The following is a 16,519-nucleotide window of genomic DNA, read 5'->3' on the forward strand; positions in this document are numbered from 1 at the left end:
AGAGGGACGATTCAGATCCTCAGCGCGACGACCCCGATGAGGACCGTCAGAGCCCCCAGTCCGAGCACCTCCACGAGCCCGATACCGGCACCCGATGGGGCGAACGCCGCGAAGGCCGTGACGACAAATGTGATCACTTGGACAATGGCGAACCGGCGCGCTGGTGCTTTCAGCGCAGCGGGCTCGATTTTCGTTTTCACCGGAACGACCGCCGCGAGCGCGGACGTCACGTGAATGAGGTGCAGCGCCGGAATCATGATCAACACGCCGAGCCGCAACGGGTGCCCGTCGGCGAACGCCATCGCCAGCGCCGCGTAGCCGATCAGCAGGGCCGCGCACGCGCTTCCCGGCATGAGCGCGGTGAGCACCGTCAGCACCGCGACGATCAGCAACGGCGCGATCGACGACGACTCCAGGTGCAGGATCAGCGCCACCGGCAACGCGGCGAGCACGATCGCCAGACGCATCAGCACTCGCGCGTCACCGCCACCCCGTGCTCGGCCATGCGCCGCAGCCGCAGCCGGTGCTCTGCGGAGATCATCTCGGCCGCGACCTCACCCCACGCGGTCTCCCGGTCGGGCTTCAGCTCCAACGGCAGCGTGTTGATCGCCAGCACGACATGGCCGTGTTTGCGCGTCTGCACGGCCAGCTCCGCGATGTCGTCGTCGAGGAACGGTGACAACAGCACGACCACACATCCGTGCGGAAGCTTGCGCAACGCAACGCGTGACGACCACCCGGCGGCCTGCACACACACGACGAGCTGCGTGCGGATGCGCATCAGGTGACGCCGCCCGACGCCGGAACGCACGTTGAGCTGCGGGCGTGACAGGTCCATCAACCCCACCCGGTCGCCCTGCCGCAGGTAGCCCGCGGCCATCGACGCCGCCCGCCGCACCGCGCGGTCCAGGCTGCCACCGGGACGCGTCGTGGCCCCGTAGTGCGGCGAGGCCCAGTCCGCCACGTCCGAACCGACGTCGGCACGGGTGTCGAGGGCCAGCACGATCTCCGCGTCGGCCTCGGCGTGCCGTTCGCGGACGTGCACGGTGCCCGTGCGGGTCGTGACGCGCCAGTCGATGCGCTTGAGCCTGTCCCCCGGCTGGAACGCCCTGATGTCGCGCAGCTCGGTCGAGTCGCCGGCGCGCGGCGAGCGGTGGATGCCGACCAGACCGGCGGGCCGGGGCGGCAGCGGGCCGGCGGGGTGGTGCTCGACCGGCGGCAGGATCGTGCGGACGTGCTCGGTGCCGACGATCGGCCCGTAGACGTGCAGGCCGTCCGGTCCGGCGAACAGGTGGTCGAGCCGCAGGTCGACACCGGGTCCCCACGCGTCGCGCCGGATCTCCACCGGCAGGTCGGGTGAGTGCGCCGGGACCGCCTTGACGACGCCGGGCAGCTTGACCACGGCGATCTCGGCGTCCGCGCCGTCGAGGTGCGCGACGGTGTGCACGACACCGGCGCCCGCCCCGCGCGGCACCGGACGCACGCTGACCGCGGGCGTGCCTTTCGGTTTGGTCGTGAGCAGCACGGACAGGATCAGCGGCACGCCGAACAGCACCAGTTCGACCTGGTGCAGGAACATCCCGCCGACGACGAGCCCCACGCCCAGCCAGACGGCGCGCGAGTAGGCGTCCGTCGGATGCCAGTGCGCGCCGTGCGACTGGGCGAACGCCTCCCTGATCTTGTCCGCTCTGCTCATGAGCTGGGCGGGCCCGGAACCTTGCCGAGCAGTTCGGTGACGACCTGCACGCCGTTCACGCCGGACGTCCACGTCTCGGGCTTCATCACCAGCCGATGCGCCAGCACGGCGACCGCGCACTCCTTGACGTCCTCGGGCGTCACGTACCCGCGATCGTCCAAAATGGCCAGTGCGCGGGCGACGAGCACCAGCGCCTGCGCACCTCGTGGCGACGCGCCGACCTCGACGGACTGATGCCTGCGCGTGGACACGGCCAGATCAACGCAGTACCGCAGGAGATCGTCGTCCACTGTGGTCTTCTCGAGCTCGGCCTGCAGCTCGGCAAGCCGGCCTTCGGCCAGCACCGGCGGCACCACGGCGTCTTCCTGCTGCCGCGCGATCCGCCGCCGCAGGACCTCGACCTCCTCCTCGGGCGGCGGATAGCCGATGTCGAGCCGCACCAGGAACCGGTCGAGCTGCGCCTCGGGCAACGGGTAGGTGCCCTCGTACTCGACGGGGTTCGAGGTCGCGAGCACGTGGAACGGCGTGGGCAGCGGGAACGTGCGCCCCTCGACCGTGACCTGCCGCTCCTGCATGGCTTCCAGCAGCGCGGACTGCGTCTTGGGCGGCGTGCGGTTGATCTCGTCGGCGAGCAGCAGACCGGCGAAGACGGGCCCCTGGTGGAACTCGAACTCGCGGCTGCCGGGGTCGTAGAGGAACGACCCGGTGACGTCCGCGGGCAGCAGGTCCGGCGTGCACTGCAGGCGGCGGAAGTCGAGGCTGAGCGCCTGCGCGAGCGAGCGCGCGATCAGCGTCTTGCCGAGGCCCGGCACGTCCTCCAGCAGCACGTGCCCGCCGGCCAGCACGGCGGCGAGCGCGAGCCGCAGCGTGCGGGTGCGTCCGACGACGACCTTGCCGATCTCGTCGAGGACCGCCTCGGCCTCGTGTGCGATGGTCACTCGACCCTCCTGAGCCTTTCCGCGAGTTGCTTCGGATCGGGCATCTCGGACGCCTCGATCCCCAGTCGTGCGAACCGGGCGCGGAACCGTTCCTGGTAGCGCCTCGGCTCTGCCGCCGCCTCCTCCAGCCTGCTCGCGAGCGTGCTGGCGTGCGCGGAACTGATCGAACCGGGCGGCGGCGGCGCCGAGCTCCAGACGATGTCGGTGGCCCGCGGCAACCTGGTGACCAGCACGCCGAACGCGGTCGGCGGCACCGCCAGCGCCGCGGCCCACGCCGGTGAGGCGCCGAGCCACCAGATCACCACGCCGATGATCACCCCGACCACCAGCGCCAGCACGGTTCTCATGCGAGCTCCCGGACGATGCGGCCCAACTCCTGTTGCGCCTGTTGAGCTTGCGCGGCCGTCACGTCCTCATGCCCGAACCGCGCGCGTTGGTAGAGATCCTTGAGCACCACGGCGTCGACGCCGAGCTTCTCGGTGAACTCGGTGGGCGTCTGGTGCGGCTGCCGGGGTTCCGCGGCTTCGAGCGCGAGCCAGGCGGCGATCACGGCGTCGCGCGGCGGCCGGTTCGGGTGCTCGGTGAACTCCTGCAACGCCTTCTCGACGCGCCGCACGACCGCCGACTCCCCGACCTCGCCGCTCTCGACGTCCACACCCCGCACGCCTCTCGGGCGCCGCCACCGGGGCAGCTCGAACGCGAGGATGATCCCGACCAGTCCGAACAGGACCAGCCCGGCGAGCAGCACCAGGTACACGGTCACCGGCACGGCGAGCGCGTCCGGCAGCTCGCTGGGCATCGGAATGTCCATCTGCGGCGCGCGGTCCTGCGGCGGCGGGCGGTCGTCCAGGCGGTTGACGAACGTGACCGGCGACGTGCCACTGGCCGCGACGACGACGATCAGCAACGCCGCCACCGCCACCCCGGCCCGCCACCACTTCATGCCGGACAGCCTTACACGCACCAGCGGAGTTGGGATGATCCTTTGGCCAACTTGCTAGTCGAACGACTCCGCGGGCACCAACCCGGCCAGGAACGACCGGAAGTCGGGCGCCAGCGCCAGTTCCGACTCACCGTCGGCGTCGAGCCAGACAACCGACGGCTCACCGGCCGGACCGCACGCGCGGTAGTCCAGGGCGATCCACCAGTGGCCGTCCCCCGTCAGCAGCACCACAGGTGACGGCAGGCCCCACTCCTCGACCAGGTAGGGCGTGTCGAGCAGCGACGTCGTGCGCTCCGCGACCCCGATACCCATCAGGCTGTCGAACGGGGCGTGGTCCTGCGCCCACGAGTTCGGCTCGCTCGGGAACGCCGACCGTTCGTCCACGACCACGCCGCCGTTCTGCACGCGCAGCAGGTCCAGCAGCGCTTCCGGGAGTCGCACGCCGAGGAGCTTCTCGGCGTCGCGGACGGCCTCGTCGGTGAGGGGCTGCTGCACGCCGTACGGGCTGTCGCTCCAGAACTTCACGGCGCACATTCTGAGGCACCGCCGACGGCTAGGGTTCGCGAATGGAGTTGACCATGGACCTCGGCGAGAGACAGGCGCGTCAGTACGAGTGCGGCTGCTGCAACGCTCCCATCGAACGCGTGTGGAACTTCGTCCACCGTGACGGCAAGGCTCACGCGGTGTACTTCGCCAACTCCTATCACCACCAGGATCAGCCGCACGAGACGTGGATCGACGTCATCCTGGGCACGTGGGGCGCGGACGTGGTCGACGACCACGTGACGTTCGGCTGCCGCGTCGGGCCCGTCGTGGACAGTCCCGCGCCCGCGGCGACGCTGGTGCAGGCGTGCATGGACGGTTCGACGGGACCGGTGCACGGCACGGTGCTGTCCCGGGAGGACGGCCTGGCCCATCCGCGCCTGCCGGAGTTCTGGGAGGTCGTGGACTTCGTGCTGGCCAACGACCCGACGGTCAACTCTCACCTGTACGGATAGCCGCCCATCAGCTCATCGCCCGCTTCAGCACGTCCTGAAGCATCTCCTGCGTGAGCTTCCCGGTGAACGTGTTCTGCTGCGAAACGTGGTAGCAGCCGAACACCCGCAGCCCACCCAGCTCCACCTCCACCCCGTGCCCGAACTTGGGCCGCGCGGACCCCAGCAACGGCAGGAACGCCTGCCACCCGAACGCCCCGAGCACCACCACGGACCGCAGTGACGTCATCAGCCCGAGCTCCTCGCGCAGGAACGGCGAGCACCGGTCACGTTCGGCGGGCGTCGGCTTGTTCGCGGGCGGCGCGCATCGCACCGGGGACGCGATCCGCACGCCGTAGAGCTCCAGGCCGTCGTCCAAGGACACCGACGTGGGCTGCGAGGCCAGGCCGACCTCGTACAACGCCCGGTACAGGAAGTCGCCGGACCGGTCACCGGTGAACATCCGGCCCGTCCGGTTCGCCCCGTGCGCCGCGGGTGCGAGGCCCACGATGAGCAGCGAGGCGTCCAGGGGCCCGAAGCTCGGCACCGGCCGGCCCCAGTAGTCCCAATCCATGAACGCCGCGCGCTTCTCCCGCGCCACGGTCTCGCGCCACTCGACCAGGCGTGGGCACGCTCGACAGGCCGTTATTCGATCGTCGAGTTCCGTAGTGTTGCTCCCATGTCCGAGGAGAAGACCGAAGAGAAGCCCGAGTCTCCCGCTGATGATCTGGTCACCACCCAGCACAGCATCACCGTCAAGGGCCGCGAGCTGAACTACACCGCCACCACCGGGCGGATCGTGCTCAAGGAAGAGGTGATGAAGGACGGCGTGTTCGAGGGTCACAAGCCCAAGGCCGAGGTCTTCGTCACCACGTACACACTCGACGGCGCCGACCCGCTGAAGCGGCCGGTGACGTTCGCGTTCAACGGTGGACCGGGTTCCGCCAGCGTGTGGCTGCACATGGGGCTCCTCGGGCCGCGCCGGGTCCTCAGCGGCGACGTCGGCAACCTCACCGCGCCGCCGTACGGGATCGCGGACAACGAGGAGAGCCTGCTCGCCGAGAGCGACCTCGTGTTCATCGACCCTGTGTCGACCGGGTTCTCCCGGGCCGCGCAGGGTGAGAAGCCCGGCAACTACCACGGCTACCAGCCCGACATCGAGTCCATCGCCGAGATCATCCGGCTCTGGACCGCGCGCAACGGCCGTTGGATGTCGCCCAAGTTCCTCTGCGGCGAGTCGTACGGCACGCTCCGCGCGGCCGGGCTGGCCGAGCACCTGCAGAAGAAGCACGGCATGTACCTCAACGGGCTCATGCTGATCTCGAGCGTGCTCGACTTCGCGACGCTGGAGTTCAACGAGGGCCACGACCTCGGCTACACGCTCTTCCTGCCGACGTACGCGGCCATCGCGCACTACCACGGCCTGCACGGCGACCGTCCGCTCAAGGAGGTGCTCGCCGAGGCCGAGGAGTTCGCGGTCCGCGACTACCCCTACGCCCTCGCGCGCGGCAACCGGCTGACCGACGTGGAGCGCGCCGCGGCGATCGAGAAGCTCGCGCGGCTGACCGGTCTGTCCGAGGAGTACGTGGACGCGGTCGACCTGCGCGTCGAGCACATCCGGTTCTTCACCGAACTGCTGCGCCGCGACCGCAAGACCGTCGGCCGCATCGACGCCCGCTTCACCGGCTGGGACACCGACTACGGCCGCGAGGGCATCTCCGCGGACCCGTCGATCGACGCGATCCTCGGCCCGTACTCCGCGGTGCTCAACCACTACCTGCACGCCGAGCTCGGCTACTCGAGCGACCTGCCGTACGAGGTTCTCGCGCGGGTCATCGAGAACTGGTCGTACAAGGAGTTCGAGGGCCGCCACGTCACGACGGCGGGCAAGCTCTCGGCGGCGATGCGGGCGAACCCGCACCTCAAGGTGCACGTCGCGTTCGGCTGGTTCGACGGCGCCACGCCGTACTTCGCGGCCGAGCACCTGATCGCGCACCTGCAGATCCCGAAGGAGCTCACGGCGAACATCGAGTCGGCCTACTACCCGGCCGGCCACATGATGTACGTCCACGAGCCCAGCAGGATCCAGCAGTCCGAGGACCTCGCGGCGTTCGTGCGGAACTCGTCCAACACGTGATCCTCGACCTGTCCGACGACACCGTCCTGCACGAACTGTGGACGGTGCAACGGCTGGCGTACGCCGTCGAGGCCGAGCTCATCGGCTTCGACGGCATCCCGCCGCTGCACGAGTCAGAAGACGAACTCCGCGCCTGCGACGAGATCTTCCTCGGGCTGCACGACGAGGAAGGCCTCGCCGGCGCGGTGTCCTACCGGCTCGACGGGTCCACTGTGGACATCTGCCGGCTGGTCGTGCACCCGCGGGCGCACCGCCGCGGCATCGCGTCGAAGTTGCTCGACGCGTTGCCGCCGGGACCGCAGACGGTCAGCACCGGTACGAAGAACGAGCCCGCGCTCGCGTTGTACCGCAAGCGCGGGTTCGTCGAGACCGGCACGCGCGAGGTCGCTCCAGGGGTGACGCTCACGGACCTGAGCCGGTGATCATCTTCCTCAACGGGACGTCCAGCTCCGGCAAGTCGAGCATCGCGGCGGAACTGCTGAAGGTGCTGGACACCCCGTACTTCCTCATGGCTGTCGACGCCTTCGGCGCCATGCGGTCGGTCGAACGAACGCTGGAGCTCGACGGACCCGAGCTGACCGACGTCCTGCGCCGCACGAGGGCAGGCTTCCACCGCGCCGTCGCGGGCATGGCGCACGCGGGCAACGACGTAGTGGTCGACCACGTGCTGAGCGAGCCGTGGCGCCTTCAGGACTGCCTCACCGTCCTGGACGGCCTGGACGTCGTGTTCGTGGGCGTGCACTGCCCTCCAGAGGAGCTGGAGCGGCGCGAACAGGCGCGAGGCGACCGGGTGCCCGGTGTGGCGGCGAAACAGCTGCAGAGCGTCCATCAGCACGGGCTTTACGACTTCGAGGTCGACACCAGCCTCAGCAGTCCGCGGGAGTGCGCCGAGGCCATCAAGGCATCTCTGGCGCGGCCACCGCGGGCGTTCGAGGCGTTGCGTCTTCGCTGACGGGCCGCCGGGCCGAGTCGACGCGCACGCCCGTCTCGGCGTGCAGGTACTGCACGCGCAGGAACTTGATGCGGTTGCCAGGAACGACGACGCGCTCCCAGTTCTGACCGATGACTGTGGTCTTCTTCTCGTCGCCGCCTGTCACAGGCTCGCCGACGTAGGTCAGCTTCGCGCCTTCCAGGACGATCTCGCGGGTGTTCGGATCGCCGACCGCGTCGTAGGAGCGCATGAAGCCGAAGAACGAGTTTCCGTCCTCCAGCATCACGTGCACCCAGCACACCGTGTTCTTGGGGCGATCCTCTCGGAACACTTTGACCCACGCCGACTGCTTGCCGAGCGACCGCGGTTGCCGTCGCCTGAGGGCCAGCACGGAGTCGAACGCGACGGCCAGCGCGCACGCCAGCGCCAGCTCCGCGACCGCGCTGTAGCCGATGAGCGCCACGTTCTGCTTCACGTAGTCGGGCTTGGCCACCAACGCCGTCAGGTCGACGAACAGTTTCCAGCCGAACCACTTCGAGGTCGCGACGTGGACGCCGAGCAGGATCACGGTCGAGATCACCGTGAAGGCGAGGCTGCTGAGCGCGACTCGCGACGCCTCGCGGAAGACCGTCTCCTTGGCGCCCGCCCGGCGCTGTTCCCGACGGAGCTCGAAGACGATGCCGGGCGCGACCAGGGCGAGGAACGAGGCCAGCGCCCCGATCGTCTGCGGAACCACTAGTCGATGCTGCCGGAAACGGGAGGCGGCACCAGTGCCTCCGCGTCGTGGTAACCGTACGGCGGCTTCCCCGGCTGCTGGGGACCTTCTTCGACGTCCTCGTCGTAGCTTTCTTCGGGAACGGGAGAGCCGGGAACCGACTCAGGAGTGCCATAAGGACCGGTCATGCCGACTCCGTGGGTAGAGCGTCCGACGCCGGAACCAAGCTAGCACCGCCGCGCGCACCGACGTCCGGGAACGAGAAAGGGCCGCGCCCGCAGGCACGGCCCTTCCAGCACGAATGCGATCAGACGACCGCGCGCTCCTCCGCGAAGTGGCACGCGGCGGGGTGACCGTCGTTGCGCACCACGAGCTCGGGAACCTCGGTGGCGCAGATGTCCTGCGCCTTCCAGCACCGCGTGCGGAACCGGCAGCCCGAGGGCGGGTCGATCGGCGACGGCACGTCACCCGTCAGGCGGATGACGTCGCGCCGGCCGCGCTGGGTCGGGTCCGGCACCGGCACGGCGGACAGCAGCGCCTGCGTGTACGGGTGCATCGGCCGCTCGTAGATCTCTTCCTCGGTGCCGATCTCGACCATCTTGCCGAGGTACATCACGCCGACGCGGTCCGACAGGTGGCGGACCACCGACAGGTCGTGCGCGATGAAGACGTACGACAGTCCCATCTCGGACTGCAGGTCGCCCAGCAGGTTCATGACCTGCGCCTGGATCGAGACGTCCAGAGCCGACACCGGCTCGTCGCACACGATCACCTTGGGCTTCAACGCGAGCGCGCGGGCGATGCCGATGCGCTGGCGCTGACCGCCGGAGAACTGGTGCGGGTACCGGTTGATGTGCTCCGGGTTGAGACCCACGGTCTCCAGCAGCTCCTGGACCTTGCGCTGCCGGTCGCCCTTGGGCGCGACCTCGGTGTGGATCTCGTACGGCTCACCGACGATGTCGCCGACCGTCATGCGCGGGTTCAGCGACGTGTACGGGTCCTGCAGCACGATCTGGATGTCGCGACGCAGCTTGCGCAGCTCCGAGCCCTTCATCGCGAACATGTCGCGACCCTCGAAGCGGGCAGAGCCCGACGTCGGCGGCTCCAGGCGCATCAGCACCTGGGCCAGCGTGGACTTGCCACAACCGGATTCGCCCACGACACCAAGGGTTTCGCCCTTGTTGAGCGTGAACGAGACGCCGTCGACGGCCTTGACGTGGCCCACGGTGCGCTTGAACAGCACGCCGACGCGGACCGGGAAGTGCTTGACGAGGTTCTCGACCTCGAGGATTGGCTCAGCCACGAGCGACAACCTCCTCCGCGATGTGGCACCGGCTGGTGCGGCCCATGCCGAGGTTGTGCACGACCGGCACCTCGGTGGAGCACCTGTCGAACACGCGCGGGCAGCGCGGGTTGAACGGGCAGCCGGGTGGGATGTTGGTCAGCGACGGCGGCAGACCCTTGATGGTCTTGAGCTCCTGGCCGCGCAGGTCGACGCGCGGCAGGGACTCGAGCAGCGACTCGGTGTACGGGTGTCCCGGCGCGCGGAACAGCTCGTACACGTCGGCGTGCTCGACGATGCGGCCCGCGTACATGACGGAGATCCGGTCCGCGACGTCGGCGACGACGCCGAGGTCGTGGGTGATCAGGATCATGCCCATCTCGCGCTCCCGCTGGATCTCCGCCAGCAGGTCCATGATCTGGGCCTGCACGGTGACGTCCAGCGCGGTCGTGGGCTCGTCCGCGATCAGCAGCTCCGGGTCGAGCGCCAGCGACATCGCGATCATCGCGCGCTGCCGCATACCGCCGGAGAACTGGTGCGGGTAGTCCGAGACGCGACCCTTGGCGTTCGGGATCTTCACCTGGTCGAGCAGCTCGATGGCGCGTTTGCGGGCGTCCGCCTTGGACATCCCGCGGCGGACCTTGAGCTGCTCCTCGATCTGGAACCCGATGGTGAACACGGGGTTCAGCGCCGAGAGAGCGTCCTGGAAGATCATGGCGATGCCCTCGCCACGCACCTGACGCCGCTCCTCCGCCGACTGGGTCAGCAGGTCCTCACCGCGGAACTTGATCGAACCGTTGGTGATGAACCCCGGCGGCGTGTCCAGGATGCCCATGATCGTCTGGGCGGTCACGGACTTGCCGGAACCGGATTCACCCAGCACAGCAAGGGTTTCGCCCGCCGAGACGTGGTACGAAACGCCGTTGAGCACCTTCGCGACACCGTCGCGGGTGCGGAATTCCACGTGGAGATCCTCGACCTCCAGCAATGGCTGAGTCACAGGATTCCCCTAACGGGACTTGGGGTCGAGGGCGTCGCGCACGGCGTCGCCCAGCATGACGAAGGCCAGCACGGTGATCGTGACGAAGCCCGCGGGGAACAGCAGCATGTGCGGAGCCGACTGGAAGTAGTCGCGCGACTCCGAGATCATCACGCCCCACGACACGACCGGCGGACGCAGGCCGATGCCGAGGAACGCCAGCGTCGCCTCGGCGCCGATGAAGGCACCCAGGGCGATCGTCGCGTACACCAGCACGGGCGCCACGGTGTTCGGCAGCAGGTGCCGGAACACGATCCGCAGCGGGGACGCGCCGAGACCGCGGGCGGCCTTGACGTAGTCCTGCTGCTTCGCCACGAGCGTCGCGGAACGCATGATGCGCATCGCCACCGGCCACGACAGCACGGCGATCGAGAGCACCACCTGCGTGATGATCTGCACGACGCCGGGGTTCTCCGTGGGCGCGTTGAGCGTCGTCAGGATGACGATCGCGCCGAGCACGAACGGGATGCCGGCGAAGATGTCGCTGAACCGCGAGAGCACCGAGTCGATCCACGTCTTCGCGTAGCCCGCGATGATGCCGACGGTCGAACCGATCAGCACGGTCAGCACGGTCGCGAAGATCCCGACGAGCAGCGACGCGCGGGCGCCGTGCATCGCACGGGCGTAGACGTCGTAGCCCTGCAGGTCGTAGCCGAACCACGCGTCACCGGAGGGTGGCTGCAGCGACTTGTCGAGATCGGCGTGGCGCGGGTCGACCGACGTGAACAGCGTCGGCCAGATCGCCATCAGCACGATGATCGCGATGATCACCAGCGAGATGATGAACGTGGGCTTCGTGCGCAGCTCGCCCCACGCGTCGCTCCAGAGCGAGCGCGGCTTCTTCTGCTTCTGCGACGAGTCGTCGACGTGGCTGAGCTGGTCGACACCTGCCGCCGCGGACGCTTCGAGTCCGGTTCCGCCGGACACGGATCCTGGGTCACTCATAGCGAATCCTCGGGTCGAGAACGGCGTACAGGAGGTCGACGAGCAGGCTCATCAACAGGTAGACGAGCACCAGCAGGGTCACGATGCCCGTGACCATGACGCCTTCCTTCTGCGAGATGCCGCGGAAGATCAGGCCGCCGATGCCGTTGATGTTGAAGACGCCCTCGGTGACGATCGCGCCGCCCATGAGACTGCCGAGGTCGGTGCCGAGGAACGTGATCACCGGGATCAGCGAGTTGCGCAGCAGGTGGATGCCGACGACGCGGGACTGCGGCTGGCCCTTGGCGATCGCGGTGCGCACGTAGTCGGCGCGCCGGTTCTCGACGATGCTCGTGCGGGTCAGCCGGGCGACGTAGGCCATCGAGAGGCTGCCGAGGACGAAGCCGGGCAGGATCAGCTCGCCGAACGTCGGATCGGAGCTGACCGAGGTGTCCATGATGTCGAAGCCCTGCGGGCCGAGGTAGAGCCGCAGCACGAAACCGGTGACGAAGACCGGCAGCGAGATCAGGAACAGGGTCGAGACCAGGACCAGGTTGTCCAGGAAGCCCTGCTTGCGCAGACCGGTGAGGACACCGGCGATGATGCCGATGATCGCCTCGATGATCAGCGCGATGATGCCCATCTTGAGCGTGATCGGCCACGAGGTGGCGATCTGCTCACCGACGGAGACCCCGTTGAAAGTGGTTCCGAAGTCGCCGGTGAGAAGGTTGCCGAGGTACTTGAAGTACTGGATGACCAGCGGGTCGTTGAGGTTGAGCTTCTCGCTCATCTGCGCGATGTAGGTCGGGTCGCACGCCCGCTGGCCGCACTTGCCCGCGAAGGGGTCCTGCGGGATCGCCCAGACCAGGGCGTAGATCAGGAAAGTGGTCCCCAGGAAGACCGGTATCAGCTGCAGCAGACGGCGCAGCACATAGCGACCCATGAGGTCGGCTCCTTGCGTGGTGGGAGGCGTCTGAGCCTGAACACCCCTCCGGCCCCGCGCCCGTGACGCTTGATGGACGCGAGGCCGGAGGGTTACTGCTCAGATGTGTTCGGCTGTCAGCCCTTGACGCGGAACGCCGCGAGCTCGGCGTCACGGGTGAAGGTCAGCTTGGCGGCGAGCAGGTTCTTCGAACGCGCGCCAATGCCCTTCTCGTTCCAGGTCGGGATGGACGGCAGGTCCTTGGCGATCAGCTTGTGCGCTTCCTGGTACTTCTTGATCGCCGCGGCCGAGTCCGCAGTGGCGTCGGCCTCCTTGAGGATCTTGTCGACCTCGGGGCTCGAGTAGTTCGAGTCGTTGGACGAACCACCCGTGCGGTACAGCGGGTTGAGGAAGTTCTCGATCGACGGGTAGTCAGCCGACCAGTCGGAACGGCCCATGCCGGTCAGCTGCTTGCCGTTGACGATCTGGCGGTACGCACCGAAGTTGGTGGCGCCCACGAACTCGCAGTCGATGCCCAGCGCCTGCTTGATGCTGTTGCACGCCGCCTCGAGAGGCTCCTTGCGGCCACCGTCCTGGTTGGACTGGATGGTCAGCTTGCCGGTGAAGCCGGACTCCTGGAGCAGCTGCTTGGCCTTCTCCGGGTTGTACGTGCAGTACTCGCCGCAGACACCCTTCTCGTAGCCCTCGATGCCCGGCGGCACGAAGCCGTCCGCCGGCACGTAGGAGCCCGCGAGCACGGTCTTGGTGATCTGCTCCCGGTTGAGGGCCATCGAGACGGCCTGACGGAGCTTGACGTTCTGGAACGCCGGCACGTACAGCGGGAACGCGATCGCGCTCTGGCCGAGCAGGTTCGCGTTCAGCACCTGGTCACCCAGGTCGGCCTTGTACTTCTCGCCGACCTTGGCCGACGGCGGCAGGGCCTCCATGAAGTCCAGCTTGCCCGCGACCAGGTCCTGGTAGGCGGTCTCCTGGCTGGAGTAGATCTTCACGTCCAAGGTCTTGAAGTGGACCTTGTCCTCGCCCTTGTAGTCGTCGAAGCGGTCGAGCTTGATGAGCGCGTTCGGCGTGCGGGAGACGAACTTCATCGGGCCGTTGCCGATCGGCTTGGCCTCGAAGGCCTTCGGGTCCGCGAAGAACGAGTCCGGAAGCGGCGAGAACGGCGTGTAGCCGATCATCGTCTTGAAGACCGAGTTGGGCGCGCTCAGCGTGACCTTGAACTCGGTGTCGGAGACGACCTCGAGACCGGACATCTTGTCCTTGGTCGGCTCGGCCTTCTCGTCGTCGGGGTGCACGTCGCTGTAGCCCGCGATGGGCGCGAAGAACGTGCCGGCCTGCTGGGCGTTCTTCGCGTAGGCGCCGTAGTTCCAGGCGTCGACGAAGTTCTTCGCCTTCACCGGGGTGCCGTCGTGGAACGTCCAGCCCGACTTGATCTTGATGTCGTAGACCTTGGCGTCGGTCGTCGTGATCGAGTCCGCCATCAGGTTGTAGGTCGAGCCGTCTTCAGCCTTGTAGCCGACCAGACGCGAGTAGAGCGCGTCGACGATCTTGCTGCCGCCCGCCTCGGTCGTAGCGGCCGGCAACAGCTGGTTCTCCGGCTCGGTGCCGTAGATGGACACCGTGCCGTCCGGGTTCTCGTTGCCCGTCGAGGTCGTTCCACCCCCGCCGCCGCACGCAGTAAGCGTCATGGCGAGCGCGGCCGGCAAAGCCACCCACGCAACCCGTGATCGCGACATCAGTCTCTCCCGCCTTTCCCCGGCGCCGCTCCGCAGATATTGCGTGCGCGCGCCTCCCCGGGAGGTCTCGTCCACCTCCCAAAACGTGAGAGGACGTTAACCGGGGCGTCGAGCAGTACGCGCACCGAAATCGGTCACAAAATTGTCACGATCAGCTCAAGCGCACCTTAATTCGGCGCTAGACCAGCGAAAACGCGATGCCGTCGAGGATGTCGTGCTCGCTGCACACGAGCGTGCGAATTCCCGCGCGATTCTCCAGCTCCTCGGCAATCGCACGCAGTACCACCGCTCCACCGCAGATCACATCCACTCGACCGGGGTGCATGGGCCCCAGCGAGGCACGCTCATCATGCGTCATGGAGAGGATACGGTCGGTGATTTCGCGAACATTGTCAAGTGTGATGCGGGAGAGGTGAATATCGTCGCTGTTGTACACCTCCAGCCCCTGGACCAGGGCTGACAATGTCGTAACCGTGCCGGCGACCCCGATCCACGTCTTCGCCTTCTCGACGGGGACGACTTCGAAAGCCTCTTTGACCGCCGCGCGCGCAAACGCTTCCGCTTGTTCGATTTCGTCCTTGTTAGGCGGATCGGAGCGGATGAACCGCTCCGTCAGCCGCACGCAGCCGATGTCCATCGACCTCGCGGCCTCCACCTCGGCGCCCGTGCCGAGGACGAACTCGGTGCTGCCACCACCCAGATCGGTGACGAGGAAGGGTCCCTCGTCCGGGTCCAGATCGGCCACCGCGCCGAGGTAGGACAGCCTTGCCTCCTCGTCCCCGGTGATCACCTCCGCGGGCGCGCCGAGGATCTCCTGGGTCATGCCGAAGAAATCGTCGCGGTTGCTCGCGTCGCGCGTGGCGCTCGTCGCGACCATCCGTGCGACTTCCACGCCCTTGCGCTGCATCGTGCGCGCGTAGTCGAGCAAGGCCTGGCGGGTGCGTTCGATCGCGTCGGGGTGCAGCCGCCCGGTCGCGTCCACGCCCTGCCCGAGCCGGACGATCTTCATCTCGCGATGGACGTCCCGCAGCCACGCCGTGCCGTCCTCGCGCTTGGTCACGTCCGCGATCAGGAGACGGATCGAGTTGGTTCCGCAGTCGATGGCCGCGACCCGCGACATGGGCACTCCTCAGTGGTTCCGATGTTCTTCGGCAAGCATCGCGTACACGAAGCAGTCGGCCCACTCGCCCTTGAAGAACTCGTGGTGCCGGAAGTGCGCCTCCCTGCGCATGCCCAGGCGTTCCATCAGCCGCCACGACGGCTCGTTGCGCACCTCACATTCGGCGATGATCCGATGCAGCCCGAGCCCTTCGAACCCGATCTCGAGCGTCACCTCGGCCGCCTCCCGCGCGTACCCCTTGCCCTGGAACGCGGGGTTGAAGATGTAGCCGACCTCGCCCTGCCGGTGCTCCTCGCTGCGCCAGGTGATGTCGACCTCGCCGATGACGCGGCCGTCGAGCGTGACCGCGATGGCCAGCCACTGGCCCTCCTCGATGATCTCGCCCTGCCCGATCCACTTGGCCAGGTTCTCCGCGGCCTGCGCGCGGGTGTACGGCTCGTCGTGGAGGTAGCGGGTGACCTCGGGCAGGCTCCGGTAGGCGAGTACGTCGTCGAGGTCGCTCGTGCGGAAGGGCCTGAGGACGAGCCGGTCGGTCCTGATCGGGAAGTCAGGCCTGAGCACGGTCGTACTCCTCTTCCAGGAGCGCGTAGACGAAGAGGTCACCCCACTCGCCCTTGAAGATCTCGTTCTGCCGGAAGTGGGCCTCGCGGCGCATGCCCAGGCGTTCCATGAGGCGCCACGAAGGCTCGTTGCGCGGGTCGCACTCGGCGACGATCCGATGCAGGCCGAGGTGCTTGAACCCGAGTTCGAGCATGGTCGCGGCGGCCTCGGAGGCGTAGCCGTGGCCCTGGAAGTCGGGGTTGAGGCTGTAGCCGATCTCGCCCTGCCGGTCCTTCTCGCTGCGCCACTTGAGGACGGCGCTGCCGATGACCCGGTCCGCCTCCGGCAGGTGCACGGCCAGCGCGAGCCGTTGGCCCTCCGCGGTGAGCTCGTTGTCGCTCACCAGCTTGGCCAGCAGGTCCGCGCACTCCTCGCGGCTGGCCGGCTCGTCGTAGAGGTAGCGGAAGACGTCCGGGCGGGAGCGGTAGGCGTAGAAGTCGTCGAGGTCGGTCTCCTCGAAGGGGCGGAGGTGGAGGCGGGCGGTCTTCAGCGGGTAGTCGAGACGCACACCCGCACCATGCCAAGGACCGCCGCCTCACGCCTC

At 68.1% G+C, this 16,519-nt stretch carries 21 protein-coding genes; 4 read left to right on the forward strand and 17 right to left on the reverse strand.

The annotated features are described in order from the left end of the window. Positions 1 to 11: 11 nt before the first annotated feature. Genes ACH413_RS23285 through ACH413_RS23310 form a run of 6 tightly spaced genes read right to left on the reverse strand, consistent with a single transcriptional unit; the run spans position 12 to position 4,102 of the window. The gene (locus ACH413_RS23285) at positions 12 to 473 is read right to left on the reverse strand and encodes a hypothetical protein (RefSeq protein ID WP_360038058.1); all 462 of its coding nucleotides are present in this window, start codon (positions 471 to 473) and stop codon (positions 12 to 14) included. Further along, the gene (locus tag ACH413_RS23290; protein ID WP_360038060.1) at positions 467 to 1,696 is read right to left on the reverse strand and encodes a DUF58 domain-containing protein; all 1,230 of its coding nucleotides are present in this window, start codon (positions 1,694 to 1,696) and stop codon (positions 467 to 469) included. The genes ACH413_RS23285 and ACH413_RS23290 overlap by 7 nt, the downstream gene beginning before the upstream one ends. Beyond that, the gene (locus ACH413_RS23295) at positions 1,693 to 2,634 is read right to left on the reverse strand and encodes a MoxR family ATPase (RefSeq protein WP_360038063.1); all 942 of its coding nucleotides are present in this window, start codon (positions 2,632 to 2,634) and stop codon (positions 1,693 to 1,695) included. Before ACH413_RS23295 ends, ACH413_RS23290 begins: the two co-directional genes overlap by 4 nt. Beyond that, a complete protein-coding gene (locus ACH413_RS23300; protein ID WP_360038066.1) occupies positions 2,631 to 2,981 on the reverse strand; it encodes a hypothetical protein in 351 nt (116 codons plus the stop codon). Before ACH413_RS23300 ends, ACH413_RS23295 begins: the two co-directional genes overlap by 4 nt. Beyond that, the gene (locus ACH413_RS23305; protein WP_360038069.1) at positions 2,978 to 3,577 is read right to left on the reverse strand and encodes a DUF4129 domain-containing protein; all 600 of its coding nucleotides are present in this window, start codon (positions 3,575 to 3,577) and stop codon (positions 2,978 to 2,980) included. Before ACH413_RS23305 ends, ACH413_RS23300 begins: the two co-directional genes overlap by 4 nt. Before the next feature lie 54 nt (positions 3,578 to 3,631). Beyond that, on the reverse strand, positions 3,632 to 4,102 hold the full coding sequence (locus ACH413_RS23310; protein WP_360038072.1) for an SMI1/KNR4 family protein: 471 nt from the start codon (positions 4,100 to 4,102) through the stop codon (positions 3,632 to 3,634). A gap of 41 nt (positions 4,103 to 4,143) precedes the next feature. Here ACH413_RS23310 and ACH413_RS23315 point away from each other — a divergent pair, with 41 nt between their 5' ends. Continuing rightward, positions 4,144 to 4,575 (forward strand): hypothetical protein, encoded by a 432-nt coding sequence (locus ACH413_RS23315; RefSeq protein ID WP_360038075.1) that lies wholly within the window; start codon positions 4,144 to 4,146, stop codon positions 4,573 to 4,575. Between the two features lie 7 nt (positions 4,576 to 4,582). On the opposite strand, the gene ACH413_RS23320 is transcribed toward ACH413_RS23315, so the two are convergent. After that, positions 4,583 to 5,200 carry a uracil-DNA glycosylase gene (locus tag ACH413_RS23320; protein ID WP_396425151.1) on the reverse strand — a complete coding sequence of 206 codons (618 nt, stop codon included), beginning with the start codon at positions 5,198 to 5,200 and terminating at the stop codon, positions 4,583 to 4,585. Positions 5,201 to 5,230: 30 nt separating this feature from the next. On the opposite strand from ACH413_RS23320, the gene ACH413_RS23325 reads away from it, so the two are divergent. From ACH413_RS23325 to ACH413_RS23335, 3 genes are read left to right on the forward strand one after another with little or no spacing between them, the layout of a single operon-like run. Beyond that, the gene (locus ACH413_RS23325; RefSeq protein ID WP_360038078.1) at positions 5,231 to 6,688 is read left to right on the forward strand and encodes a peptidase S10; all 1,458 of its coding nucleotides are present in this window, start codon (positions 5,231 to 5,233) and stop codon (positions 6,686 to 6,688) included. After that, on the forward strand, positions 6,685 to 7,110 hold the full coding sequence (locus ACH413_RS23330) for a GNAT family N-acetyltransferase (RefSeq protein WP_360038081.1): 426 nt from the start codon (positions 6,685 to 6,687) through the stop codon (positions 7,108 to 7,110). The genes ACH413_RS23325 and ACH413_RS23330 overlap by 4 nt, the downstream gene beginning before the upstream one ends. Then, positions 7,107 to 7,640: an AAA family ATPase gene (locus ACH413_RS23335; protein WP_360038084.1), complete on the forward strand. Its 534-nt coding sequence runs from the start codon at positions 7,107 to 7,109 to the stop codon at positions 7,638 to 7,640. Before ACH413_RS23330 ends, ACH413_RS23335 begins: the two co-directional genes overlap by 4 nt. On the opposite strand, the gene ACH413_RS23340 is transcribed toward ACH413_RS23335, so the two are convergent. The 10 genes from ACH413_RS23340 to ACH413_RS23385 form a co-directional block, all read right to left on the reverse strand. Next, positions 7,585 to 8,355, reverse strand: coding sequence for a DUF6338 family protein (locus tag ACH413_RS23340; RefSeq protein ID WP_360038087.1), 771 nt, complete (start codon positions 8,353 to 8,355; stop codon positions 7,585 to 7,587). The two genes, ACH413_RS23335 and ACH413_RS23340, sit on opposite strands and share 56 nt — an antisense overlap. Beyond that, on the reverse strand, positions 8,355 to 8,522 hold the full coding sequence (locus ACH413_RS23345) for a hypothetical protein (protein ID WP_360038090.1): 168 nt from the start codon (positions 8,520 to 8,522) through the stop codon (positions 8,355 to 8,357). The genes ACH413_RS23340 and ACH413_RS23345 overlap by 1 nt, the downstream gene beginning before the upstream one ends. Before the next feature lie 119 nt (positions 8,523 to 8,641). After that, positions 8,642 to 9,637 carry a dipeptide ABC transporter ATP-binding protein gene (locus ACH413_RS23350; RefSeq protein WP_360038093.1) on the reverse strand — a complete coding sequence of 332 codons (996 nt, stop codon included), beginning with the start codon at positions 9,635 to 9,637 and terminating at the stop codon, positions 8,642 to 8,644. Then, entirely contained in the window at positions 9,630 to 10,616 is a 987-nt protein-coding gene (locus ACH413_RS23355) for an ABC transporter ATP-binding protein (RefSeq protein WP_360038096.1), read from the reverse strand. Before ACH413_RS23355 ends, ACH413_RS23350 begins: the two co-directional genes overlap by 8 nt. A gap of 9 nt (positions 10,617 to 10,625) precedes the next feature. Continuing rightward, positions 10,626 to 11,600, reverse strand: coding sequence for an ABC transporter permease (locus ACH413_RS23360; protein WP_360038099.1), 975 nt, complete (start codon positions 11,598 to 11,600; stop codon positions 10,626 to 10,628). Then, positions 11,593 to 12,522 (reverse strand): ABC transporter permease, encoded by a 930-nt coding sequence (locus ACH413_RS23365; protein WP_360038102.1) that lies wholly within the window; start codon positions 12,520 to 12,522, stop codon positions 11,593 to 11,595. Before ACH413_RS23365 ends, ACH413_RS23360 begins: the two co-directional genes overlap by 8 nt. Before the next feature lie 116 nt (positions 12,523 to 12,638). Then, positions 12,639 to 14,255, reverse strand: coding sequence for an ABC transporter substrate-binding protein (locus tag ACH413_RS23370; RefSeq protein WP_360038105.1), 1,617 nt, complete (start codon positions 14,253 to 14,255; stop codon positions 12,639 to 12,641). A gap of 178 nt (positions 14,256 to 14,433) precedes the next feature. After that, complete coding sequence (locus tag ACH413_RS23375) at positions 14,434 to 15,375, reverse strand: Ppx/GppA phosphatase family protein (RefSeq protein ID WP_360038108.1); 942 nt, start codon at positions 15,373 to 15,375, stop codon at positions 14,434 to 14,436. Between the two features lie 9 nt (positions 15,376 to 15,384). Next, the gene (locus ACH413_RS23380) at positions 15,385 to 15,936 is read right to left on the reverse strand and encodes a GNAT family protein (protein WP_360038111.1); all 552 of its coding nucleotides are present in this window, start codon (positions 15,934 to 15,936) and stop codon (positions 15,385 to 15,387) included. Continuing rightward, positions 15,923 to 16,483 carry a GNAT family protein gene (locus ACH413_RS23385; protein ID WP_360038114.1) on the reverse strand — a complete coding sequence of 187 codons (561 nt, stop codon included), beginning with the start codon at positions 16,481 to 16,483 and terminating at the stop codon, positions 15,923 to 15,925. The genes ACH413_RS23380 and ACH413_RS23385 overlap by 14 nt, the downstream gene beginning before the upstream one ends. Positions 16,484 to 16,519: the final 36 nt, after the last annotated feature.

It is taken from the genome of Lentzea sp. NPDC020367, from assembly GCF_044387305.1.
Taxonomy (GTDB): domain Bacteria; phylum Actinomycetota; class Actinomycetes; order Mycobacteriales; family Pseudonocardiaceae; genus Lentzea.

Excerpts from the sequence above, each read along its gene's own strand:
- ACH413_RS23290 (WP_360038060.1), bottom strand. The coding sequence starts at position 1,696 with ATGAGCAGAGCGGACAAGATCAGGGAGGCGTTCGCCCAGTCGCACGGC.
- ACH413_RS23300 (WP_360038066.1), bottom strand. The coding sequence starts at position 2,981 with ATGAGAACCGTGCTGGCGCTGGTGGTCGGGGTGATCATCGGCGTGGTG.
- ACH413_RS23305 (WP_360038069.1), bottom strand. The coding sequence starts at position 3,577 with ATGAAGTGGTGGCGGGCCGGGGTGGCGGTGGCGGCGTTGCTGATCGTC.
- ACH413_RS23315 (WP_360038075.1), top strand. The coding sequence starts at position 4,144 with ATGGAGTTGACCATGGACCTCGGCGAGAGACAGGCGCGTCAGTACGAG.
- ACH413_RS23325 (WP_360038078.1), top strand. The coding sequence starts at position 5,231 with ATGTCCGAGGAGAAGACCGAAGAGAAGCCCGAGTCTCCCGCTGATGAT.
- ACH413_RS23345 (WP_360038090.1), bottom strand. The coding sequence starts at position 8,522 with ATGACCGGTCCTTATGGCACTCCTGAGTCGGTTCCCGGCTCTCCCGTT.
- ACH413_RS23360 (WP_360038099.1), bottom strand. The coding sequence starts at position 11,600 with ATGAGTGACCCAGGATCCGTGTCCGGCGGAACCGGACTCGAAGCGTCC.
- ACH413_RS23365 (WP_360038102.1), bottom strand. The coding sequence starts at position 12,522 with ATGGGTCGCTATGTGCTGCGCCGTCTGCTGCAGCTGATACCGGTCTTC.
- ACH413_RS23370 (WP_360038105.1), bottom strand. The coding sequence starts at position 14,255 with ATGTCGCGATCACGGGTTGCGTGGGTGGCTTTGCCGGCCGCGCTCGCC.
- ACH413_RS23375 (WP_360038108.1), bottom strand. The coding sequence starts at position 15,375 with ATGTCGCGGGTCGCGGCCATCGACTGCGGAACCAACTCGATCCGTCTC.